We start from the raw sequence: 22,515 nt of genomic DNA on the forward strand, positions 1-22,515 counted from the left end.
GACGATGTTTTCAAAGGGTGTGCTTCCATTCGCTAAAATACTCTTACTTGGTATTTCCTTTCTCGCGATCGTTTTTAAATTGCTGGTGGCACCAAATATTGCGTTAGCCATTACACCAACACAAGAACAACTCGCAAAATTCCGACAACTGCCTAAAAGTGAGAAGGAAAGACTTGCAAAGCTGGCCGGTATTGACCTTAAAACGTTTTCGAGTACGCAGAGCAATTTCACATCTCAACCTCAGGAAAACAAGATAGATGAACAAAGAGCACAGCCTGAACCAAAAATGCTGGAACCACCAGTAACACACCCCCTAGAAGAAGGTAATGGAACTGAAGCGCTATCCGATCAAGACAATCGAGATGCTGAATTACTGCCATTTGGATATGAGTTATTTTCCAACCCAATTTCATCCTTTGAGGCCCTATCTCAGGTTCCAGTCCCGATCGAGTATGTGCTAGGCCCTGGAGATACATTAAACGTACAACTTTTTGGACAATTAAATGAGTATTATGAACTAACCGTCAACCGGGAGGGCCAGATTCAGTTGCCCGAATCCGGCCCGGTTCCAGTATCAGGGATGAAATTTGAAGATGCAAAAGAACTACTCAAGAAGCAGATAAAAGAAAAATCTATTGGTGTGGAAGTAAGTATTAGCCTTGGTCGACTCCGTTCAGTTCAGATTTTCGTAATCGGAGACGTCGAAAAGCCCGGGGCTTATACTGTAAGCGCACTTTCGACCATGATGAATGCGCTGCTTTTAAGTGGGGGCGTAAAAAAAATTGGCTCGATGCGTAACATTCAATTAAAAAGAAACAGCAAACATATAGCAACTCTTGACCTATACGACTTGTTACTGAGCGGTGATGCAAGTAATGATCGGAGGTTACTCTCTGGAGATATCATATTCGTCCCAACAGTCAAAGAGTCTATCAGTATAAAGGGTGAAGTGAATCGGCCAGCCATATATGAGTTAAAAGGAAATACCACTATCGGTGACGCTCTTGCCATGGCTGGTGGCATGACACCTTATGCCTACCCCAAGCTTTCCTCAATTGAAAGATTCAACACAAAACATAGACGAGAAGTTGACACTCGTGACTTATCATCGCCAAAAAGCCTAAGCAGAAGTGTTTCCGCTGGAGACATCATAACAATAGGCAAAATGTCAGACCACGTTACAAAAGCAATTCATGTTGAAGGAAGCGTCCTGAGACCAGGCATATTCGAATGGCGTGAAGGTATAAGAGTTGGTGATATCTTACAGAATATCACCGATTTTATCGACATAAATGCAGATTTAAACTACAGCCTGATCGTCCGTGAAATAAACCCTAAACGGGATATCGAAGTACTCAACTTCGACCTCGGCAACGCAATTCTTCACCCCGCAAGTGAAAAAAACCCAACGCTGAAGCCAAATGATCGGATCCTTGTTTTTGATCGCTATGAACCCCGAGACGTATTACTCGCGCCAATCATAAAGCAACTTAAAAGCCAGACCAAAGCAGGAGAAAACACACAATTGGTCAAAATTGAAGGGGGAGTTAATTATCCGGGCGCATACCCTCTTCCACGCAACTACAGAATAAATGATCTGCTGACTGCATCTGGTGGAATGATCGACAATCAAGAAGGTCCTGACTTCGGAATTGTGGTTCGCCCAATAAATATCGCAGGCGACATAGAAACACTTTATATCGATTTAACGAAATCTGTTTTTGAACCACAATCTGGTGAAAACATATTGCTTCAGCCACAAGATAAACTCATCATTCTTACCAATAATCCACCAATCAGAGATGAAAAGATAATCGAGTTTGAGTCTGCACTGGAGTCGTCATACGAAAACAGGATGAATCCGACACGTCAAAATCAGATCAGATCAAATCAGATTGGTCAAAATTCACTAGGCACGCCCCCTACCAGATTAATATCCGAAAAAAACTCCTCCGAACCTGATACGCCATCAGAATACAGCCGTAATAGCTTAATTGAGCCCATATTGAACCAATTGAGCCGACAAGCGAGACGAGACAACCCTCTCAGTATTGTTGAAATAAAAGGCGAGGTTAAATTTCCTGGTCGCTATCCACTCGCGAATGGGTTGACATTAACAAATTTGATCAAGGCTTCAGGTGGGTTGACAGAGTCAGCCTATTTGCTCAGAGCCGAGATAAATCGTATGCAGCTTAGTCAAGAAGGCGCAGATATTGAGCATCTAACCGTCTCCCTTGAAGCCGCCCTCAAGCACGATGAAAAAAATACAAACGAGATAACACTGAATCCAAGGGATGTCGTATCGATCAGCAAAATGCCAGAATGGGAAGAAAACCGGGCGATCGAAATTGCTGGCGAAGTAACTTTCCCCGGTAGTTATGAAATTCATAAAGGTGAGACCCTTAGTCAAGTCATAAAACGAGCAGGAGGCATCACTTCATATGCCTACCTTAAAGGCGCAGTATTCACACGAAATCAACTACGAGAAAATGAACAACAAAGATTGTCTGAATTAAAATCTCGGCTTGACGCTGACATTGCAGCAGCATTACTAAAAGACAGCCAAGATAGTCCTAGTGGCACCAAACACGCTTTGGCTGAAGCCAAAGTACTACTGGAACGCTTAAACAAAATAGAACCGGAGGGACGCCTTGTCATTGATTTGGATTCAGTCGTTAAAGATCCAAAACATAATGATATTGTACTGTTGAGTGGAGATAAACTCTTTATTCCTCAATTAAAACAAAGTGTATCCGTTATCGGCGAAGTGCAATTCCCGACTTCGCACCTGTACGATCAGGCTCTCGACATTGAGAACTACATTGAGCGAAGCGGTGGCACAACTCCCAAAGCAGATGTAGCTAGAATCTACATAGTGAAAGCAAACGGATCAGTAATACTACCCAACATTAACAATCAGTGGTTCTGGCAACAAAGAGAAAATATTGAACCTGGAGACACCGTGGTTGTTCCACTTGACTCTGAGCGATTCAACACGATTACAGTCTGGTCTGACCTTAGTCAGATTTTCTACCAACTTGCTCTTGGAGCCGCAGCGTTGAACTCATTTTGATCGAGCAACTTTTCGATGCTTGATCTAAATCAATTCTCAAATGCCTCCCTAACGCTCACTGTGCTATATTCACAGTGAGCGGCCCGAAATAAGACTCAAAACTTTCAACTTTGACACCAAAACAATATTATTCGAGTGACTGACAATGAATACAGTGCACGCTACTTTGCCTCAAGACTGGATAGAGTGGATAAGGCTCAATACCGATAGAGGTTGTAACTTAAGTGAGATGCATCAAATACTGATCGACAATGGCTTTGACAATAGACTCGTAACGCAAACTTTGAATCAGTATAAAAACAATAGCGCACTCGATAAATCCAGCGAATCTAGGGAGGACTACTTTCAGTCCGTGGTCAAGGAGTCTCAAATCTTCCACGAGTGCATTGAAAGCCGCTTCATACTCCCCAATGCAAAAAAAATTAAAACAGATAGTGCTGAGCTTTACGTAGTTGAAAATTTCTTAAACAAAGAAGAATGTGATGCCATCATCAGTCGCATTCGGAGTAGCCTCAGGCGCTCTACAATCGTAGAAACAGCTGAACCAGATCAATATTTTCGAACCAGTAAAACTTGTGATCTAGGCGAACTTAACGACGAATTCATTAAAGCAATCGATGAAAGAATTTGTAGATACATCGGAATTGACGAAAGCTACTCAGAAGCCATTCAGGGACAATATTATGAGGTAGGAGAGGAGTTTAAAGCGCATACAGACTATTTCGAGGCGAGTGACCCCAGTTTTAGAAAAATCACAGAACATGCAGGTCAGCGCTCTTGGACTTTTATGATTTATCTAAATGAGACGAAGAGTGGTGGTGAAACGGACTTTTTAAAACTCGGCAAATCTTTCAAACCGTCTCAGGGAACCGCAGTTATCTGGAACAATCTAGACTGTTATGGAAAGCCCAATATCAATACCATGCATCATGCCAAACCTGTCTTAGAAGGGTACAAAGCAATCATCACAAAATGGTTTAGAACTAAAGGTAAAGGAGCTCCAGCTCTAAAAACTGACAATGAAATGCTGGATAACTACACCGATACTGGATTTAAGAAAGTTACAACTCCCCTAAACCTTCAAAAAGTACTTACCGTTTTCTATAAAAACAAATTAGAGCAGGCAACAGCGGAGTCACTCCCAGATTTTATAAAGGGAGATACGGAATCATCACCAAGTGACTTGATCCAGCTAACTAATGCAGAACGAGCTTATATACACGAAGAACTTAAATCTATTTGTGAAGATTGGTCCGGAGTTGCACTACAACCAACCTATGTGTTTGGAATTAGGAAGTACAATCACTCGGCCCAACTGAAATGCCATAGAGACCGATTGGAAACACACATAATCAGTGTCATTATCAATGTAGATCAAGAAGTGAAGGAAGATTGGCCACTCTATATTGAAGACAACTATTACCGCAAACACAATATTGTCCTAAAACCGGGGGAAATGATTCTTTATGAAGGTGGACGACTCCTCCATGGTCGCCCCACCCCTTTTAACGGCAAATATTTTTGTAATATTTTCGCCCACTACATCCCCGTAGGATTCCTTGAGAGCACACGATCATCACCTTTGTGATTTATGAAAAACGCTACTGCTGAACGAACACCATCTTCATGTCTACGGCGAGGCTCCCAACTAAATAGCTGCCTCGCCAAATCGATGCAAGGCAACCTGTGCGTAATATCTTGAAAGCCATTTCCGTAAAACTCTTTCTCAGTAACAATCTCTGGCTCGGGGATATCTTCAATAGAAATTTCACGCTGTTCTGCAAATATTTGCCTGGTTAACATTGCGAGATCCCGTACACTTGATACATTCTTGGGATCTCCAATATTAACAATGTGACCATTTGCGAGCTCTTCATTATTAAGTATGCTCATTAGGCAGTCGAGACCGTCCTCTACATGAGTGAAACATCGCTTTTGCTCTCCGCCATCCACTAACTGGATCGCCCTTCCCTCAATCAGATTGCTAATAAATTGTGTTAGAACTCGACTATTTCCGACACGCGCCGAGCCCATATTATCCAACTTAGGTCCAATCCAGTTAAAGGGGCGAAAACAAGTGTATCTAAGACCATAATCTCGACCGTATGCATAAATAATTCTATCAAGCAGCTGCTTGGAGCAGGCGTAGATCCATCTTGTCTTATGTATAGGACCATAAACAAAATTAGTCTTCGATTCATTAAACTCAGCGTCCTGGCTCATTCCGTAAACCTCACTGGTTGATGGAAAAATCAACCTTTTTTTGTATTGATGAGCCCAGCGTACAATTTTTAAGTTCTGTTCAAAATCGAGTTCAAAAACTTCCAAAGGATCAGTTACGTATTTTTTAGGCGTTGCAATAGCAACCAATGGAAGGATTACATCACATTTTTTTATGTGATATTCAATCCACTCATTATTGATAGCAATATCACCTTCGGTATAGTGAAAACGATCACTTTGCTCAAGATTTTTTATGTAAGAGCGATTGATATCCATACCATAAACTTCCCAGTTTGTTGTATTCAATATCCTCTGAGTTAAGTTTGAACCAATAAAACCGTTAACACCAATAATCAAAATTTTCATTATTCAAATGCTATCCTGCTTTTTAATTGTTATCCAAATACGTCTTAATCATTTGCATCCAGCCCACATTCCAAGGAGATGAGGACCAGTCACTGCAGTTCGCACAAGGTGACTCTGAATCAAAGGCCAGCATGGTGTGCTGAGTTCTTAACTGGCGCAGGCGATCACTGTGCCAAGCTTCATGAAGACTCATTGCACTCACAGCTCCCAATGAAGTTTGGTCTAACCAATCTACGGGACAATAGCGAATGTGACCCCGATAATCGATCACTAATCGACGCCACAGATGTTGACAAGGCCAACGCTGTAATTTCGAGAGGTTTGATTTGTCAGTCGAGCCGAGACCAGATAGACCCAGATTTGAATGCATACTGCGAACAGCCACAAAATCGACTCTATCTTTCCAGAACGCTTTAAAACGTTCGACTTCCGACTCTAGACCAGGCTCATTGATAAATGAAACAATTACTTTGAAGTTATTTTGGGGCGCAAGCTTAGTTAAATTGATAACATTCTTCTTAACCTCATCGAAATTCAGGCCACCCCTTCTTACCGAAAATGTCTCCGGATGATAAGCATCAAGTGATACATCAAATATGTCAGGAGGGCATTCAAGCAAATTATCCAGCTTTCTTCCTGACAACAAACTACCGTTTGTCGTCAAATTAACCTTCGGTATTCCCAAGCTTTTCGCTTTTTTTATCATTTCCGGCAGTCTGGGGTGTATTAAAGGCTCACCATCGCCAGTAAATCTAACAAGCTCAGTCTTGTATTGGGCGACTTCTTTGATGCTCTTCTCATACACATCCCATTGCAAGTAAAGCGGCTTATAGTTTTTATCGGATGCGATGAGACTTTGGGGGCAATGTGGGCAAGTTGCATTACAAACATTCACGATGTCGTACATGATATAATTTGGAAACGCTTCCTCTTTTGAAGAATCGAATCCGAAGTCATGCTGCAAGGAACTCATACTTGATCCTTTATAGGTTAATACCTATTCATTCTCGAGCCAAACGCAATCCAGCATCGAGCTCATGACAAACAGTCGAAATTTCCTGAGTTGAAATGTCTGGAAACAACGGTAAACTCAAAACGGTTCTGCCTAACTTTTCCGTGACAGGTAACTTAACGTTTGGGTATAGGTCGCGATAATAGGTCATTAAATGTACCGGCAAGTAATGAAGACCAGTTTGAATTCCCTTAGAACTGAGATATGCAATCAAACTATCTCTTAATCCAGGCTTGTCCTGAACTTTAGTGATAAGTAAATGACAGGCATGCTGTATTTCATGCACTGCGAACTTTTGTGCCACCTTAATCTCGGTTTGTAATTCATTCAGGTCATCAACATAACGTTGCACTGCCAAATTACGAGACCCTATGAATCTCGATAATTTTTTTAATTGGCCAATTCCAATGGATGCAGCCAAGTCTGTCATGTTATATTTTAGGCCAAGACTTAAGACATCATATTTTGATATTTTATTATTTTTATATGCGTCGTATGAATTTCGCTCTACACCATGATGTCTCAATTTCCGAATACGCATTAACCTTTTTTTATCCATCCCAGTAATGACTCCCCCCTCACCAGTAGTGATATTTTTATTTGGGTGAAAGCTAAAAACACATAAATTTGACTCCGAACCAATGGCCTTACCATTAACCGAAGCACCAAGTGCATGGCATCCATCTTCTATCACTACGAGACCGTGCTTGTCAGCTAATGAATACACCGGCCCCATATTGACAGGCAGACCTGCGAAGTGCACGGGGATAATTGCTTTTGTTCTGCGTGTTATTAGTGGGGCGATCAATTCAGCGTTAATGTTTAGGGTTTCTTCATCAACATCACAAAATACGGGCTTTGCCCCAAGCAATGAAATAAGATTTGGGGCACTAACCCAAGTAAAAGAGGGCGTAATTACCTCGTCGCCGGGTTGAAGATCCAACGTTAATAACGCGAGATGTAATGCAGCAGTGCCAGAAGTAACTGCAACTGACATTTCAGTACCAATAATCTTAGAAAACTCCCTTTCAAAAGCTTCGGTACGGGGGCCTGTAGCAAGCCACCCGCTTCGAAGACACTCAATCAGCTCACGCTCTTCTTCATCTGAAATGGTTATTTTAGAAAAGGGAATTCGCACCATCGAACCTCTAAAATTCTTCTACAAAACTTATTTAGCTTTCACAGAACAGTATAGTTAAGGAAAGACACGAACCCGCAACAAGATTTGAAAACAAAAAACCCGGCTAAAGCCGGGTTTTTTAGAAGCATCTGTTGAACGCAATAATTACAACAGAGATTCCAACTCAGGTAATGCTTCAAACAGATCTGCCACCAGACCGTAATCCGCAACCTGGAAGATTGGCGCTTCTTCGTCTTTGTTGATCGCAACAATGACTTTACTGTCCGACATACCTGCCAAGTGCTGAATCGCACCAGAGATACCAACAGCAATGTAAAGTTGTGGAGCAACGATTTTACCAGTTTGACCAACTTGCATATCGTTTGGTACGAAGCCAGCGTCTACAGCTGCACGGGATGCACCAACAGCAGCGCCCAGCTTGTCTGCAACAGCTTCAAGCAGCTTGAAGTTGTCACCGTTCTGCATACCACGACCACCAGAAATAACGATAGAGGCTGCAGTCAGCTCAGGACGATCAGACTTAGCCAACTCTTCGCCTACAAATGCAGAGATACCTGCATCTTGAGCATTATCAACAGCTTCAACACTTGCTGATCCGCCTTCAGCTGCAACAGGATCAAAAGCTGTTCCACGTACAGTGATCACTTTAACACTGTCAGCAGACTGCACAGTCGCGATCGCATTACCGGCGTAGATTGGGCGGATAAATGTATCTGCAGATTCAACACCAGTGATGTCTGAAATCTGAGCAACATCCAACAGCGCCGCTACGCGGGGCAGGAAATCTTTACCCGTTGTACCTGCAGATGCCAGAATGTGGCTGTAACCCTTACCCAAATCTGCAACCAGCAAACCCAGATTTTCTGCCAGGTGATGGCCATAGGCCGCGTTATCTGCAAGCAATACTTTGCCAACACCAGCAATTTTTGCTGCAGCTTCTGCAGCAGCTCCACAGCCTTCACCGGCTACCAGAACATCGATGTCGCCACCAATTTTTTGTGCAGCAGCAACCACATTCAGGGTAGCACCTTTGATCGCCGCATTATCGTGATCAGCTATTACCAGAATGCTCATAATTAAATCACCTTCGCTTCGTTCTTGAGTTTTTCAACCAACTCAGCCACATTCTCCACTTTAATACCAGCAGAACGTTGAGCAGGTGCTTCAACTTTCAACGTGGTAAGACGTGGCGCCACATCAACACCCAAGTCTGCAGGCGTTGTGGTTTCCAAAGGCTTCTTCTTAGCCTTCATGATGTTTGGCAGTGAAGCGTAACGTGGCTCATTCAAACGAAGGTCTGTCGTTACGATCGCAGGCAGATTCAGCTCTACCGTCATCAAACCACCATCGATTTCGCGAGTAACTTTAACTTTTTCGCCTTCAACGTTCACTTCAGACGCAAACGTACCCTGAGGCAGACCTGCCAATGCAGCCAGCATCTGACCGGTTTGGTTATTATCACTGTCGATTGACTGCTTACCTAAGATAATCAAATTAGGTTGCTCTTTGTCGACAATGGCTTTCAGAAGTTTAGCTGCAGCCAATGACTGAATTTCTTCTTCTGACTCAACATGAATACCACGATCTGCACCCAGTGCCAACGCAGTACGAATTTGCTCTTGAGCGGCTTTAGGACCGATGGATACTACAACGATCTCACTCGCAATCCCTTTCTCTTTCAGGCGAACCGCTTCTTCAACCGCGATTTCGCAGAAAGGGTTCATAGCCATTTTTACGTTAGCCAGATCCACACCAGTGTTGTCAGGCTTCACTCGAACCTTGACGTTGTAGTCAATTACTCGTTTAACAGCGACCAGAACCTTCATAGATTCCTCGTTTTAACAATGAATTAATAAACAGTTTAAGCTGACACGCGAACAGGATTAACAAGCCTGATTCTCGCAAATTTCACTCAACGGAAATACATTTTGATCTTCATCTCCTGATGCAGAGTGGAAGACATGCACTACCTAAAGAACTGAAAAACCGGAGCAGATGCATCAGCTTCAATCGTCAATACTTAAGGTTAACGGAACTTAAGATCAACGGAGACTGACTCGGTTTGCATGGCTGAAAAGAAACAACCTATCAATCCGGGATGTTCATCTCTGTACATTTAACAAATAAGAGCACCCGATCTGTAATCAAACTGAGTACACGTGATGGTTAGCACAAGCGATTGACACAATTATTGACTATGCCACATAAAGCCTGAAACCGCTGCAAAATGCACAGGTGTCAACACAATTTACAACATGCAGAGCATGCAAAGCGCCATAATACTGACCGCAAAACAGCGAATGGTCAATACTTGAAGCCGTTTTTTGTAGTTTTTTTCAGCCAATTAAACAGGGCAACCTAGCAATAAATGATCAATTTGATCGTGTTGCAATCAATTCACGATCATACAAGAACGACTCAAAGCAAAAGGGCTTGTTGCTCTCCGAGGAGCATTGAATAATCTATTGGATTCCATTCAAAATGGCTTGTGACTGAGTATTTTTCAACTTAAACGTTCAAATAACGTTCAATCAAATTGATCATTTATTGCTAGGTTGCCCTGGCCAATTAAATCTTACTATTGTTATTTTTTAATAAAGATTTCATGAAATTAATAAAATTCAAACAAACGTATGAATGAAACAGAAATTTGCTATCCTAATATGCCTTCGAAATATGTATAATGCGCCATTTGACGAACGGCGCCTGTCTTCACGCAAGTATAAGACAGGGTGGCAATGAACATAAACGTCGATTTATAAATACAGCAAAGCAGCACCATTCCATTGGACGGAGTTGGCCGGGTTAAACCCCGATGCCATTAGAGCAACAGATAAAGGAACAGGCACCGCGTGTTACCCGTTCTCTCGACCAGAACAACGGTACCCCGCCAACTACTCGCCTGAGTTGCTGCAATAATACTTAACATTATAGTGATGCACGAGGAGATCGATTGTGGAACGTGAATCTATGGAATTTGACGTCCTAATCGTAGGCGCAGGGCCAGCAGGCCTTTCAGCAGCTTGCAGAATTCTTCAACTGGCTCAGGAGTCAGGCGAGGAAATGAGTGTTTGTGTAGTGGAAAAAGGGTCTGAAGTGGGAGCCCACATTCTAGCCGGTACCGTATTCGAACCAACTGCATTGAATGAACTCTTCCCCAACTGGAAAGAAATGGGTGCACCACTTAATACTCCGGTTACCCGCGATGACATTTTCATTCTGCGCAATCAGGAAAATGGATTAAAGATCCCCAACGCGCTCGTACCGCGAAACATGCACAACCATGGCAATTACATCATTAGTCTGGGAAATCTGTGTCGATGGTTGGCGGAGCAAGCCGAAGGCATGGGTGCAGAAATTTATCCAGGCTTCGCCGCTTCCGAAATTCTTTATAATGATGATGGCAGCATTAAAGGAATCGCGACCGGCGACATGGGTCTCGATCGAGAAGGCAATCCAAAAGATTCTTTCATGCCAGGCATGGAATTACACGCAAAATACACAATCTTCTCTGAAGGGTGTCGAGGCCACCTTGGCAAACAATTGATCGAAAAGTTCAATCTGAATGAAGGCAAAGATCCACAACATTACGGAATTGGAATCAAGGAACTCTGGGATATTGATCCTGCCAAACACGAACCAGGACTAGTGGTTCACACCACTGGCTGGCCACTGAACGAAAGTGGAACAACTGGCGGATCTTTCTTGTATCACCTGGAAAACAACCAGGTTTATGTTGGCCTCATTACTGACCTGGCTTACTCAAACCCTCATGTTAGCCCATTTGAAGAATTCCAACGTTTAAAACACCACCCTGAAATCAAGAAATATCTTGAAGGTGGCAAACGTGTAGCATACGGTGCGAGAGCAATCACCAAGGGTGGCTTCAACGCATTACCTAAAATGAGCTTCCCTGGCGGACTACTTGTCGGTTGTGATGCAGGCACATTGAATTCATCAAAAATCAAAGGCTCTCACACAGCAATGAAATCCGGCATGGTCGCAGCAGAAACTGTTTTTGCAGCTGTGAAATCCGGAACACAAGGCGCTGACCTTCCCTACGAGTCCAACTTCAAGGCATCATGGCTGTACAAAGAGCTTTATGATGAGCGCAACTTTGGTCCGGCAATGCACAAATTTGGCAACATCATGGGTGGTGCCGTTGCGTTTTTCGAGCAGAACATTCTTCGCGGCAGCCTTCCAATTACATTCCATGATACCAAGCCAGATTATCAGGCGATGAAACCCGCGTCGGAATGCAAGCCAGTAACCTATCCAAAACCGGATAACAAATTGACTTTTGACCGCCTGTCTTCCGTATTTCTATCAAATACAAACCACGAAGAAGAACAGCCTTGTCACTTGAAATTAAAGGATCCAGACTTACCCATTCGGGAAAACCTACCCAAATTCGATGAACCTGCGCAGCGTTATTGCCCAGCCGGTGTTTACGAAGTTGTTGAAGGCGATGATGGCAGCAAACGTTTCCAAATCAATGCACAAAACTGTGTGCACTGTAAAACGTGTGATATTAAAGACCCGGCTCAAAACATCACCTGGGTAACGCCTGAAGGTGGCGGCGGTCCAAACTATCCGAACATGTAGGGATAAGCTTGGCATTAACAAAAAAGCGGCGAAAGCCGCTTTTTTTATGAGGTGTCGTCAGTAATTAAAAACGCCCTGCCCTAAACAATCCCCAAAGAATAAAACTGACCCTGACTGAACACACCCAAATGTTCTTCACCATCAATTATTTGCGCTGACGCCAATTCAACCAATTGATAGTATGCCGGCCTGGATACCAATGCGAGGAGATTTCGTCGCACGGTAATTACTGGAACACGCTCTTCACCCTCCCCGTACAATGCGATTGGGTGATCACTTCCGACCAATAACGCTTCATCTGTATTCGTTTTTAAAACAATAAAGTCGACCCCTCCAACATCACATGACTCAGGAGAGGATGCAACAAATGGAAATCCATCCACCTGAATTCGCCACTTCTCAATCGGTGTAACCAAGTAATATTCATCATCTTCAAAAATAAGAATAGAAGAAAACAGGTTTACCAACTCCTGTCTTGCAATAGGATTCCCTTCAAAATACCAAACCCCGTTTGCGTGAATATGAATATCAATGTCGCCGGAAAAATCTGGATTCCATTTCTCTACAGGCGGGAGCTTAGCTTCAAAGTCCGCCCCCAACTGCTCAGATAACCGATTCAGATCAGCACTCTTGCTCATATTCCACTACTCCTCAATTATCGACATTACAGACCGCGCTGCCATTCCTGCCTTAACGGAATCGCTCCTGGCTTGTTCAACGCCAGATCTATTTTATTCAATATCTCAGCCTTATCCTTTCCTAGCACGCCCTTTAAAACCAGATAATTAGAAGCATGATCTGACCGAAAGACAGTATCGTTCAAATCCAGATTGGCAATCAGAGTACGGATCTCCTGAAACAATTCTTGCTGCTGCAATGGCTCGAATTGACCAGCAAAACCATCTCGGAAACGGGCATCTCCCATTGGAAAGGAAACAACTAAAGTTGATACGTATTCCGGCTGAGTTTCGTTCATTAGTCTCGCGCTGTTTAACGCGTGTTGTTCAGAAAATTTCCGCCCTCCGAGGCCATTTAAAATCATAACAGATGACTTTATGCCTGCAGCTTTGAGTTTTAATAATGCCTCTTTGGATGTTTCGAATGTTTCGCCCTTTTTAACACACTCAAGAACCTTGTCATCACCCGATTCACAACCGACATAAACCATTTTCAAACCCAGCTCTTGTAATTCCCGGAGCTCTTCAATAGTTTTATTCTTGAGATTTCTTGGCAAACAATATGCTGTAGCACGCTCTAGCTCTGGAAAATACCGATTCAAGCACAACAATATTTCTTTCAAGCGCCGAAATGAAAGGGTCATTGCATCTCCATCAGCCAGGAAAAATCGACTAATACCATCAAATCGTTCCGCCGTTTGTGCAATCTCTGCTTCCAAAACTTCAAATGCTTTCGGCTTGAACTTTTTTTGGGCCGCTGTGTACATATCTCGAGTATAACAATAAAAACCATACCAAATAGACCTAAGCCACTGATATAAATCGAAGTTTAATTGGTACATATACCATTTAGATATACTAATAAAATTCATAAGTCACAACCCTCTCTGCCACTCCTGCCTCAAGGGAATTGAACCTGGCTTATTTAAAGCCTGATCAATCTTATTCAGCATTGCCTGCTTATCTTCGCCAAGCGTTCCTTTTAAAACCAAATAATTGGAAGCATGGTCCGATCGAAAAACCGTATTATCCAATTCGAAGGTTGAAACCAGAGTTTGAATTTCTTTGAATAATTCTTCCTGCGACAGTGGCTCGTAATCACCATCAAATCCGGTTCGAAATCTTTCTTCACCCATAGGGAAGGATACGACAAGTGTTGAAACAAACTCAGGTTGAGTTTCGTTCATTAGCTTAGCGCTATTAATAGCATGCTGCTCCGAGAACTTTCTGCCACCCAAACCATTGAGAATCATAACTGAGGATTTAATTCCAGCAGCTTTAAGCTTGAGAAGAGCGTCTTTCGACGTTTCAAAGGTCTCACCTTTTTGAACACACTCAAGAACTTTATCATCGCCGGATTCGCACCCAACATAAACCATGGTAAGCCCAAGCTTTCTAAGTTCGGTCAATTCTTCGATAGTTTTCTTCTTCAAGTTTCTAGGTAAACAATAAGCAGTGACTCGTTCAAGATTCGGAAAGTACTGATTAATTTTTTCTAGAATTTCCTTAAGCCTGCGGATAGATAATGTCATCGCATCACCATCAGCAAGAAAGAAACGCTGCATACCCGGCATTTGTTTTGCCACGGATCGGAGATCCTTCTCTATCTCAGAAATGGGCTTAGGCTTAAATTTCTTCTGAGACTCTTGGTACATCTCACAGAATGTACAAGCATTATATGAGCAGCCATTGGTAACTTGCAGTATAAGAGAGCGAGCCTCTGACGGAGGTCTAAATACTGGCTCAATGTATTCGATAGGAAAATAATTCATGCTAATAAAGTACTTCTTTGTTTCAATAGATTAAATTATACAATATCAGAGAACTTATTCACCCTGTTGGACCTCTTTCTTATAACAAGAAAAGGGGGGAGATACAGAGATAAAGCCGATAGATGAGATGAAATGAGAACAAGAACAAGAACAAGAACAAAAGAGACAAATAGAGACGGGGAGTTACTTGTCGAAATAATTGGGGCTCAATTTAAAGTTATCCAGGACGCACTGCGAGCACTGGTATATTTCCGAGTCATAAGGTCCGAATTAGACACTGACAGCAAATTCTGGATTTCCACTGGTAACACTCATTTACAGTCGTTTGTCACTGACTGGTCCAAGTGCTTTGGCAGTAAAAAAGAAGATACTCACCGGAGCAAAAGTGTTCAAAATCGCCAAGACTTTAGGCGAAGACTAATGCTTGATACTGGACTCAACGGTCGTTCTATTAAGAATTACGTTAAGTTAATGATATCTATCAGAAACCAGGCATTTTCACATACGGATATTAGCGCTGCAGATGTTTTCGTACCCAATTTGGATAAAGCACAGGAATTCTTGAAAAAACTTCACGAGCAACTAAGGCTTGAATTGCAGACACTGAACAATCTTACAACTCCAGTTATGTATAAAGGCCCAGGCTGTATCGATATGTGGCTATCCAACCTGGAAGAAGAAGCACGACAAGTAATAAGTTCAGCTATGGAAGCATCTGCTGATGTAAGTGAGCATCAATAATCTCGAGACTTTGCTTTGCTAGAACAATACCTATTTTGTAAAAGTCAGCACTCAACCTGACTCATTGAAAAATAGGTTGCGACCAGAGCGTACAAATACCTAGTCGTGATGGTGCCAAAACCTGCCGTTGAAGAACATTGACGAAATGGCCTAGTTGTCCTGATTTAAGGATATAGCAGGATTTTGACTTTGAGCACAAAGCACTAATTTAAAGAATGCCCGACTATTTCTTAGGCGCAAGGAAGCTCGAATGTTCTATTTGCTATTTTGCAACATTCGCAGACGCTCTTCGAAATCTTCTTTTTCAATTTCGCCCCTCGCAAACCTGGCTTTGAGAATTTCAATTGGGTCTTCTTCTGAACTTGATCCCGAACCAAAGTTATGGCCCGTTAACCATTTAAAAATTAATACGCCAACCACAGTAATAACGGCAATGAAAAGTACCATCATAAAAGGCCCCATCATCATTCCGTAGCCTTGCCACATCATATGCGGGCCATAATGATCACTACCTTCATGCGCAAACGAAACCAAAGGTAGTCCAAAAACAAAACAGGTCGATAAAACACGAGATAAATTATTCACTCTTAGGACTCCTTTACTCGCCACTTTCTGGAAAACCCGCACGCATAAAGCTTACAATTTTCCATATTTCGTCTCTGGTCAGTTGCTCTTTGAATCCTGGCATTGCCGTACCAAATTGCTTACCGCCTTCGGAGATTGACCACATCATGTATTCATCTACCGCCATCGGCATTTGGATCATGTAAGCTAGTAACGCGGGAGAAGGGGTCAGGTCTTTACCAGCCTCTCCATCACCTAAGCCATCGACTCCGTGGCAACTGGCACATTGTTGCTTATAGAGTGAAGCACCTTCCTTTAAGCTTTTTATGCTAGATGGGATCGGATTAATGAGACCACGATATTCATTTGGGATACCTGAATGCATAAAGGTCCAATGCCTTTCCATTCTTTGTCGTTCCATGGGGCCCATCATGCCATGCCCCCACATTCCTCTTTTCATCCAATGAGGGTTCCACATGTCTCTTTGGCCAGACATCATCCCAGAATGGTGCCCGTGCATCATACCTTGCTTTGTTGAGTTTTGGTCTTGTTGTTTACTATGCTCAGGATGGGCATAAGAAAAAGAAGCCAGCATCAATGAGATGATAGCTGCTTGGACCAATAAAACAGTTTTCTTTAACCTAAAAACAGCTTTTATTTCTAGCATAAGCTAATCCCTCAGTTTGTTTAAATAAAATGTACATGAATCACGCAATTTATGCTTAGGGCAATACTAAAAACTCTCCCTGCTCAATCCTGACCCAGCATCATCATATCAAATGCATGACGATAGAGTTGCTTAAATTGGTCAATAAAACTCAACTAATGTATCCGATATTATTGGATAGAGTCCCAAGATGATACGCGTAGGTTATCACATCACAAGGCTCTTATGACGAGAGAATTGCTGCGGTGATTTTTTAATGCATGTTGCTAAACAAAAAACCGTTTAGTCTAAGCTCTTATCATAGGTAGAACATTAAGCAAAAAAGCAGGGTAACTTGATGATATTAATATGGATTCATCCTGCAATAAGGTAGATTGTTAGTCGTCAAACACACTACCGACCCTAAAGCAGAATGAATCAGCGTAAATTTACCACATTTCTTGAAAAACTCACCCATTCCCTCAACCCAGAAAAAATTACTGAAATCGCTAAACAAGAAGATTTCTGTGTGCGGCAGAGACGAATTACGCCTTTTAATCTAGTCACATGCCTGGTTGCAGTGATGGCCTCGAGCACCATAGAAAGTGTGGCAGACATTCAGCGGCGGTACTGCGAGTGGTCGGAGAGCAATATCTCTTATCGGGCCTTTCACAATCAATTTTCGAAGCCCGAGTTTCCTGAGTTTATGCGCGAAGTACTGTCATCACTCCTCACAGATTGGTTGCAACCCTCTCTGGCTTTTCCAGAAGGCCACTCTTTTCATCAGTTCAAACAGATTCTGATTCAGGATGGCAGCTCGTTTGCTGTGAAGGACTCGTTGAAGAAATCGTTTCCTGGTCGTTTCAAAACCATCAGCCCTGCCGCTGTTGAACTTCAAGTGACCATGGATCTTCTAGCAGATCAGCCCTGTTCTATCTCGTTGACCCCCGATACCGCCAGCGAGCGGGACTACCTCCCTGAGCCCCAAACGCTATCCGGGTGTTTGTTGCTGCTTGACCGGGGGTACTTCGATCTGGAGTGGTTTCAGAACTTGCAGGATACTGGAGGGTTTTATATCGCGCGGTGTAAGAACAACATTAATCCAGTCGTCGAGGCTGCTTATCGAGAAGATGGAAAAATGCTGAAGCACGTGAAGGGAAAGCCGCTGAAAACAGTGCAAGGCAAGCTGTTCAAGCGACAACGTACGGAATTAATTGTTTCCTGGAAAAAAGGAAAGCACACAATCACCGCAAGATTGGTTGCTTGTTGGATCAAGCGGGAAAAGAAATTCTCCTGGCTGATAACCAACCTTCCTCAAGAGCAGTTTTCTCTGGACGAGGTGAGTGAGGCTTACCGGCTTCGCTGGCAAATCGAGTTGTTATTCAAAGAGTGGAAATCCTATGCCAATCTACGGTGCTTTGATACCGGCAAGGAATCAATAGCAACCGGGCTAATCTGGGCGGCGATTACGGCGGCACTCATGAAGCGTTTTATTTGCCACAGCGCACAACGCATACTCGGCAAAGTGCTATCCACTCGAAAAGCTGCGATGTGCTGCACAGTGACTTTTTGCGATACGATGCTCGGCATCATGCGCGTTGACCGAAAAGCAACTAAGCTCAATGCGCGCAAATTGATTAACTTTCTTGGGCGTTATGCTGGACGTGCTCACCCCAAAAGAGACTGTGATTCGGGTAAATTCAGTTTGGGTCTACAGCTCTGTTAGGTGGCTTAATGTTCTACCTATGATAAACTATTAAATGAACTAAACATAAAATTGCAGCACAGCGTAGGCCGCCAGGTTGAGCTACTCGGAAAGATCAAGGACGAACTGCGCCGTAAAGAGCAGAAATAGGAAATATGCGGTGATAGACGAAGTAAAATTTAGCAATCTCACTCCAGTTGAGTACGACAAAGGACTTGAAAACTTCAATTTGGTCACGACGCCTTTAGATAAGAATGTCAAAATTGACGTACAAATAATTGGAAGCTCGACCGGGGCATCCCTGATTTCTAGATACAACTCTGGTAGCGTTCTCGAAGAATTCCAAGCACCCAAGGACATCTTCGGCCTTGAACTCCCATGCTATGACAAACATTCCATAAACACATATGTCAATCACCCAGAAGGCCACAACCAGAGTTTTATAATTTCTCAAGGAGAATATGCAAGATGGGAAATACCTGATCAAGCGACCTATCAATGCATAGTTATGGACACGTCATGTCTTTCAAACCTAATAACACCAATAGAACAAGAGTGGCTTTACCACAATCGAAGCACTATCAAGAGGCGGGACTTTGAAAGTACCGAGCTTTTTGCACTCTCAAGATACCTTAAGTATATTAAGGGTGACACAAGTCGATTCGAGCCAAACCATATTTCAAATATTTTGGACAGCTCTACCATCTCGCTTATCAGCAAGATTCAGGACAACTATTCAGGCATACAACCCACAATAAATACAAGACAGAAAATTCTGAACCGGTCTCTAGACTATATATCAAGCCAATATATGAATAACATTTCTGTCGCCGAAATCGCGTGCTATAGCAACACTACTACGAGAAACCTTCAATTGGTTTACAAGCAGCGGTTTGGTTGCTCCCCCATGTCGGTACTCAAGCATTATCGATATAGACAACTTGCTAAAGAGCTTCAACAATACAGCACAGTCCGCGAAGCAGCTTCTAGAGCAGGGTTACACCACATGGGCAGACTCAACCAGGAGTTTGAAAGTATCCTTTCTCTCAAGGTCAACGAGATGGCAAGCAGACTAAGCAAAATAAATAAATTATGGATCAATAGTAATTAAAAAATCTTAGCTATTTTCCGCTTCGGAACCAGTATTTGAAGCGACAACTCTACCTTTGCCCGATCGCTTTCCCACATACATTAACTGGTCTGCCATTTCTATCAAATCATCTAGGTTGTGACTACTAGCGCAATCACTAGTGATTAAGCCTATACTGGCATCAATTTTCTGAGGTAACGCAAGTCCTCGTATCTTATCTCTCAGACGTTGGGCAGATATTCTAGCTGACATGACTGACTCTATGTCGCTCATAAATACCACGAACTCATCACCACCAACCCTTCCCACAATATCACTTCGCCTAACAGTTGATTGCAGCTCTTTTGCAACCATTCTCAAAACCCTATCTCCCTCTATATGCCCCAGGTTGTCATTCACCAACTTAAAGCCATCTAAATCAATAAATAGCAAAGCAAACTTATTCCCTTTTCGTTCACATGCCTGAATCGATTTAGACGACATTTCTTTAAAAAGAAATCTTTTTGGCAAACCTGTAAGCTCATCATAATAGGCATTGATACGCAGAACAGAGCTAGAGGAACTAAGTATGGTGGCCAAGGCATATTCGGAATCAGCACTTTCCAAAGCAGTCAAGCCTATTTCTAAGTTCAACAATTCACCATCGCTGGCAACACCACTTACCAATCGCCCTTTATTCATAGCCTTTTCATCCTTAGACGAAAAGTATCTGGCAGCGCAATCAGCGTGAGCACTCTTAGCTTCTGGAGGAAGTAATATACTCAAACTTTGGTTAATCAATTCAGATTGCTCGTATTTAAAGAGCTTTAGAAGCGTTCTATTTACATAGCGAATATATCCTGCGTTATCTATAACCAATATACTCACTGGCAGACTATTTAGAACTACTTCTCCAGGGATCGAACCAGGAAACTCCATCGTCTATTAACCTCTAACGAACAATTTAATGAATCTATTATCATGCTAGCAGTTATAGACAGGTTACCTTCATTCTATTCGTTTTATGGACATAACTTTTACTGATTAACCCAGATACCCTCTTGAAATGGATGACCCGCTTCTAAGAACATAGCTTTAAGCCTTCCTGACTCGAGTAGATCAATGATCTTTCGATCATATATTTCTGCAAGCTTTTTAGAAAATGGCTCATCCGAAAAAGCAATATATGCGTTCTCGCTCCACAACACATTGACCTCAAAATCACTAAGGTCGATATAGTCAAGAGACTCATAAATTCTTAACTCAGTTAATGAAGAAACTAGAACATCGGCATGCCTATCATTTTTTAGCCTATTCCAGGCAATCGGAAAACTATTGAGTGCATCATATTTATATTCCAATTTCTGTAACTCAGGCCTCTTGTTGTAAGAATATCCTCTTACCCACACTAAATGCTTATTAGACAATGACTCCAGACCATTCCATTGATACCTTTCTTTCTTATATATCGCCCCTGTCTGCTCTACAAATAAAGGGTGTTTAGGTCTAATCATTCCATCGATGATGTTGTGCTGTATATTCCCGAGCATCATGTGGGCTTTCTTCTTCGAAACAAGGAGTTGAGCTCTTTTCCAGGGAACAAAGGCGATTTTTATCTTATACTTTTGAGAGTCATATACTGCACCCAATATATCGAAAATGAGCCCACTACCATCCGCGTTTGTATAACCTTTGTACTCAGGTGTAACGACAGAAATCATGGCTCTTTCTTCTGCATAGGAGAAAAAAGAAACAAAAGAAAGCGTTAAGCATAAAGCATGGATAAAAGGCATTATTCAATTGTCCTCATACATTCAGGCGCTGAGTCGGCTATTCACAAATACTTTTAAAAAACTTAAATGCTCTTTGTCCTCATAGCCAATAACTACCATCCAAACGAACATCATCCCCGCTCCCAAATGTCCACATTAAAACCAGTCTTTTGAACATTTCACTGAACCAGTTAAGAATACGAATAAGCTACAACAGCAGACTAAAAGGAGGATGCTGGAACTTGGCACTTCTCCGATTTCCATCAACTCCTTAAATACTCAATCTATAAAGTAGTTTGGATGCAATCCACAATATGCGCAATCAACAATTATCCAAATAACGAACAATCCAAATTCGCAACCTTCATGCGCACTATATTGAACAAAGTCTAGTATTTCATTTTAAAAAATATAAAACGAAACTCATTCGCTACATGCAAACTTTTGGAGTTCTAAATGTCGAAAACCATATTGATCGTTGATGATTCTGCTAGCGTCAGGCACGTGGTATCTGAAGCACTATCAGCAGTCGGTTATAATGTCATCGAAGCTGAGGATGGCAAAGATGGCCTAGCCAAACTCAATACACGCCGAGTTCACCTAATTATCTCAGACGTCAATATGCCCAACATGGATGGCATTTCAATGGCAAAAGAGATTAAACAAAACCCCCAACATAAGTTTACTCCTATAGTAATGCTAACTACCGAAGGCGACGATAAGACAAAACAAGCTGGCAAGGCCGCAGGTGTTAGGGCATGGATGGTTAAACCCTTCAAACCTGAACAGATGATTCAAGCAGTAAAAACTTTGGTACCTTAAGATGTTCCGTTTTGAAGTTATAGAAACAGAAACACATAAGGAAGTATCAATTGGTGGCGAGCTTACAATTTACTGCGCTGAAGATTTATTCACAAATTATGTTAAGTCATTTTCGACCGATAAGCATGTCTTACTAAGACTAGATGAAGTGGAAGAAGTTGATACTTCTGGGATACAGATCTTGCTCATGCTTAAAAAACAAATCAAGAGTAAGGGGCACAATATTTCATTGGGACCAGTTTCTAAATGCGTTGAACGATATGTGAGCCTGTTCGATCTAACATCAAGATTCGATGCGGCTGATTGGCTATGAGTTAGGGTGGATAT

Annotated in this window: 20 protein-coding genes; 8 read left to right on the forward strand and 12 right to left on the reverse strand. The window is 42.3% G+C overall.

Features of this window, described 5'->3' with window-relative positions; genetic code table 11:
* Positions 1 to 4 precede the first annotated feature (4 nt).
* Together OLMES_RS14075 and OLMES_RS14080 are read left to right on the forward strand one after the other, a co-directional pair.
* Positions 5 to 3,073 carry an SLBB domain-containing protein gene (locus tag OLMES_RS14075; RefSeq protein WP_087461852.1) on the forward strand — a complete coding sequence of 1,023 codons (3,069 nt, stop codon included), beginning with the start codon at positions 5 to 7 and terminating at the stop codon, positions 3,071 to 3,073.
* A gap of 145 nt (positions 3,074 to 3,218) precedes the next feature.
* Positions 3,219 to 4,661, forward strand: coding sequence for a 2OG-Fe(II) oxygenase (locus OLMES_RS14080; protein WP_087461853.1), 1,443 nt, complete (start codon positions 3,219 to 3,221; stop codon positions 4,659 to 4,661).
* On the opposite strand, the gene OLMES_RS14085 is transcribed toward OLMES_RS14080, so the two are convergent.
* From OLMES_RS14085 to OLMES_RS14105, 5 genes are all read right to left on the reverse strand, one after another.
* Entirely contained in the window at positions 4,613 to 5,662 is a 1,050-nt protein-coding gene (locus OLMES_RS14085; protein WP_087461854.1) for a bifunctional UDP-4-keto-pentose/UDP-xylose synthase, read from the reverse strand. The two genes, OLMES_RS14080 and OLMES_RS14085, sit on opposite strands and share 49 nt — an antisense overlap.
* A 22-nt stretch (positions 5,663 to 5,684) precedes the next feature.
* Positions 5,685 to 6,635, reverse strand: a complete 951-nt coding sequence (locus OLMES_RS14090; RefSeq protein ID WP_087461855.1) for a radical SAM/SPASM domain-containing protein — start codon at positions 6,633 to 6,635, stop codon at positions 5,685 to 5,687.
* A gap of 28 nt (positions 6,636 to 6,663) precedes the next feature.
* A complete protein-coding gene (locus OLMES_RS14095; protein WP_087461856.1) occupies positions 6,664 to 7,815 on the reverse strand; it encodes a DegT/DnrJ/EryC1/StrS family aminotransferase in 1,152 nt (383 codons plus the stop codon).
* A gap of 144 nt (positions 7,816 to 7,959) precedes the next feature.
* Positions 7,960 to 8,889 (reverse strand): electron transfer flavoprotein subunit alpha/FixB family protein, encoded by a 930-nt coding sequence (locus tag OLMES_RS14100; protein WP_087461857.1) that lies wholly within the window; start codon positions 8,887 to 8,889, stop codon positions 7,960 to 7,962.
* Between the two features lie 2 nt (positions 8,890 to 8,891).
* The gene (locus OLMES_RS14105) at positions 8,892 to 9,641 is read right to left on the reverse strand and encodes an electron transfer flavoprotein subunit beta/FixA family protein (protein ID WP_087461858.1); all 750 of its coding nucleotides are present in this window, start codon (positions 9,639 to 9,641) and stop codon (positions 8,892 to 8,894) included.
* A gap of 1,129 nt (positions 9,642 to 10,770) precedes the next feature.
* Here OLMES_RS14105 and OLMES_RS14110 point away from each other — a divergent pair.
* Entirely contained in the window at positions 10,771 to 12,420 is a 1,650-nt protein-coding gene (locus tag OLMES_RS14110; RefSeq protein ID WP_087461859.1) for an electron transfer flavoprotein-ubiquinone oxidoreductase, read from the forward strand.
* Positions 12,421 to 12,500: 80 nt separating this feature from the next.
* Here OLMES_RS14110 and OLMES_RS14115 read toward each other — a convergent pair whose 3' ends face one another.
* The 3 genes from OLMES_RS14115 to OLMES_RS14125 are packed head-to-tail and all read right to left on the reverse strand — an operon-like array spanning position 12,501 to position 14,869.
* Entirely contained in the window at positions 12,501 to 13,058 is a 558-nt protein-coding gene (locus tag OLMES_RS14115; RefSeq protein WP_087461860.1) for a DUF1285 domain-containing protein, read from the reverse strand.
* A 26-nt stretch (positions 13,059 to 13,084) separates the two neighbouring features.
* Positions 13,085 to 13,969 (reverse strand): radical SAM protein, encoded by an 885-nt coding sequence (locus OLMES_RS14120; RefSeq protein ID WP_232465103.1) that lies wholly within the window; start codon positions 13,967 to 13,969, stop codon positions 13,085 to 13,087.
* A gap of 3 nt (positions 13,970 to 13,972) precedes the next feature.
* A complete protein-coding gene (locus tag OLMES_RS14125) occupies positions 13,973 to 14,869 on the reverse strand; it encodes a radical SAM protein (RefSeq protein ID WP_087461861.1) in 897 nt (298 codons plus the stop codon).
* A gap of 420 nt (positions 14,870 to 15,289) precedes the next feature.
* Here OLMES_RS14125 and OLMES_RS27990 point away from each other — a divergent pair, with 420 nt between their 5' ends.
* Positions 15,290 to 15,610 carry a hypothetical protein gene (locus tag OLMES_RS27990; RefSeq protein ID WP_157678308.1) on the forward strand — a complete coding sequence of 107 codons (321 nt, stop codon included), beginning with the start codon at positions 15,290 to 15,292 and terminating at the stop codon, positions 15,608 to 15,610.
* Positions 15,611 to 15,865: 255 nt separating this feature from the next.
* Here the strand turns inward: OLMES_RS27990 and OLMES_RS14135 are convergent, their stop codons facing one another.
* Both OLMES_RS14135 and OLMES_RS14140 read right to left on the reverse strand, forming a co-directional pair.
* Positions 15,866 to 16,195, reverse strand: a complete 330-nt coding sequence (locus tag OLMES_RS14135; RefSeq protein ID WP_198342981.1) for an SHOCT domain-containing protein — start codon at positions 16,193 to 16,195, stop codon at positions 15,866 to 15,868.
* Between the two features lie 13 nt (positions 16,196 to 16,208).
* The gene (locus OLMES_RS14140) at positions 16,209 to 16,841 is read right to left on the reverse strand and encodes a c-type cytochrome (RefSeq protein WP_087461863.1); all 633 of its coding nucleotides are present in this window, start codon (positions 16,839 to 16,841) and stop codon (positions 16,209 to 16,211) included.
* A 412-nt stretch (positions 16,842 to 17,253) separates the two neighbouring features.
* Here OLMES_RS14140 and OLMES_RS14145 point away from each other — a divergent pair, with 412 nt between their 5' ends.
* Complete coding sequence (locus tag OLMES_RS14145; RefSeq protein WP_087459477.1) at positions 17,254 to 18,546, forward strand: IS4 family transposase; 1,293 nt, start codon at positions 17,254 to 17,256, stop codon at positions 18,544 to 18,546.
* A gap of 139 nt (positions 18,547 to 18,685) precedes the next feature.
* Entirely contained in the window at positions 18,686 to 19,636 is a 951-nt protein-coding gene (locus OLMES_RS14150; RefSeq protein ID WP_087461864.1) for a helix-turn-helix transcriptional regulator, read from the forward strand.
* A 6-nt stretch (positions 19,637 to 19,642) separates the two neighbouring features.
* Here the strand turns inward: OLMES_RS14150 and OLMES_RS14155 are convergent, their stop codons facing one another.
* Both OLMES_RS14155 and OLMES_RS14160 read right to left on the reverse strand, forming a co-directional pair.
* Positions 19,643 to 20,533, reverse strand: coding sequence for a diguanylate cyclase (locus tag OLMES_RS14155; RefSeq protein WP_087461865.1), 891 nt, complete (start codon positions 20,531 to 20,533; stop codon positions 19,643 to 19,645).
* 98 nt (positions 20,534 to 20,631) lie between these two features.
* Positions 20,632 to 21,387 (reverse strand): substrate-binding periplasmic protein, encoded by a 756-nt coding sequence (locus OLMES_RS14160; RefSeq protein ID WP_157678309.1) that lies wholly within the window; start codon positions 21,385 to 21,387, stop codon positions 20,632 to 20,634.
* A gap of 435 nt (positions 21,388 to 21,822) precedes the next feature.
* Between OLMES_RS14160 and OLMES_RS14165 the strand changes: the two genes are divergently transcribed.
* Positions 21,823 to 22,188 (forward strand): response regulator, encoded by a 366-nt coding sequence (locus tag OLMES_RS14165; protein ID WP_087461867.1) that lies wholly within the window; start codon positions 21,823 to 21,825, stop codon positions 22,186 to 22,188.
* 1 nt (position 22,189) lies between these two features.
* The gene (locus tag OLMES_RS14170) at positions 22,190 to 22,501 is read left to right on the forward strand and encodes an STAS domain-containing protein (RefSeq protein WP_087461868.1); all 312 of its coding nucleotides are present in this window, start codon (positions 22,190 to 22,192) and stop codon (positions 22,499 to 22,501) included.
* Positions 22,502 to 22,515 lie beyond the last annotated feature (14 nt).

Source organism: Oleiphilus messinensis, assembly GCF_002162375.1.
Classification (GTDB): Bacteria; Pseudomonadota; Gammaproteobacteria; order Pseudomonadales; family Oleiphilaceae; genus Oleiphilus; species Oleiphilus messinensis.

Excerpts from the sequence above, each read along its gene's own strand:
- OLMES_RS14075 (WP_087461852.1), top strand. The coding sequence starts at position 5 with ATGTTTTCAAAGGGTGTGCTTCCATTCGCTAAAATACTCTTACTTGGT.
- OLMES_RS14080 (WP_087461853.1), top strand. The coding sequence starts at position 3,219 with ATGAATACAGTGCACGCTACTTTGCCTCAAGACTGGATAGAGTGGATA.
- OLMES_RS14085 (WP_087461854.1), bottom strand. The coding sequence starts at position 5,662 with ATGAAAATTTTGATTATTGGTGTTAACGGTTTTATTGGTTCAAACTTA.
- OLMES_RS14090 (WP_087461855.1), bottom strand. The coding sequence starts at position 6,635 with ATGAGTTCCTTGCAGCATGACTTCGGATTCGATTCTTCAAAAGAGGAA.
- OLMES_RS14095 (WP_087461856.1), bottom strand. The coding sequence starts at position 7,815 with ATGGTGCGAATTCCCTTTTCTAAAATAACCATTTCAGATGAAGAAGAG.
- OLMES_RS14100 (WP_087461857.1), bottom strand. The coding sequence starts at position 8,889 with ATGAGCATTCTGGTAATAGCTGATCACGATAATGCGGCGATCAAAGGT.
- OLMES_RS14105 (WP_087461858.1), bottom strand. The coding sequence starts at position 9,641 with ATGAAGGTTCTGGTCGCTGTTAAACGAGTAATTGACTACAACGTCAAG.
- OLMES_RS14115 (WP_087461860.1), bottom strand. The coding sequence starts at position 13,058 with ATGAGCAAGAGTGCTGATCTGAATCGGTTATCTGAGCAGTTGGGGGCG.
- OLMES_RS14120 (WP_232465103.1), bottom strand. The coding sequence starts at position 13,969 with ATGAATTTTATTAGTATATCTAAATGGTATATGTACCAATTAAACTTC.
- OLMES_RS14125 (WP_087461861.1), bottom strand. The coding sequence starts at position 14,869 with ATGAATTATTTTCCTATCGAATACATTGAGCCAGTATTTAGACCTCCG.
- OLMES_RS27990 (WP_157678308.1), top strand. The coding sequence starts at position 15,290 with ATGCTTGATACTGGACTCAACGGTCGTTCTATTAAGAATTACGTTAAG.
- OLMES_RS14140 (WP_087461863.1), bottom strand. The coding sequence starts at position 16,841 with ATGCTAGAAATAAAAGCTGTTTTTAGGTTAAAGAAAACTGTTTTATTG.
- OLMES_RS14145 (WP_087459477.1), top strand. The coding sequence starts at position 17,254 with ATGAATCAGCGTAAATTTACCACATTTCTTGAAAAACTCACCCATTCC.
- OLMES_RS14155 (WP_087461865.1), bottom strand. The coding sequence starts at position 20,533 with ATGGAGTTTCCTGGTTCGATCCCTGGAGAAGTAGTTCTAAATAGTCTG.
- OLMES_RS14160 (WP_157678309.1), bottom strand. The coding sequence starts at position 21,387 with ATGCCTTTTATCCATGCTTTATGCTTAACGCTTTCTTTTGTTTCTTTT.
- OLMES_RS14165 (WP_087461867.1), top strand. The coding sequence starts at position 21,823 with ATGTCGAAAACCATATTGATCGTTGATGATTCTGCTAGCGTCAGGCAC.
- OLMES_RS14170 (WP_087461868.1), top strand. The coding sequence starts at position 22,190 with ATGTTCCGTTTTGAAGTTATAGAAACAGAAACACATAAGGAAGTATCA.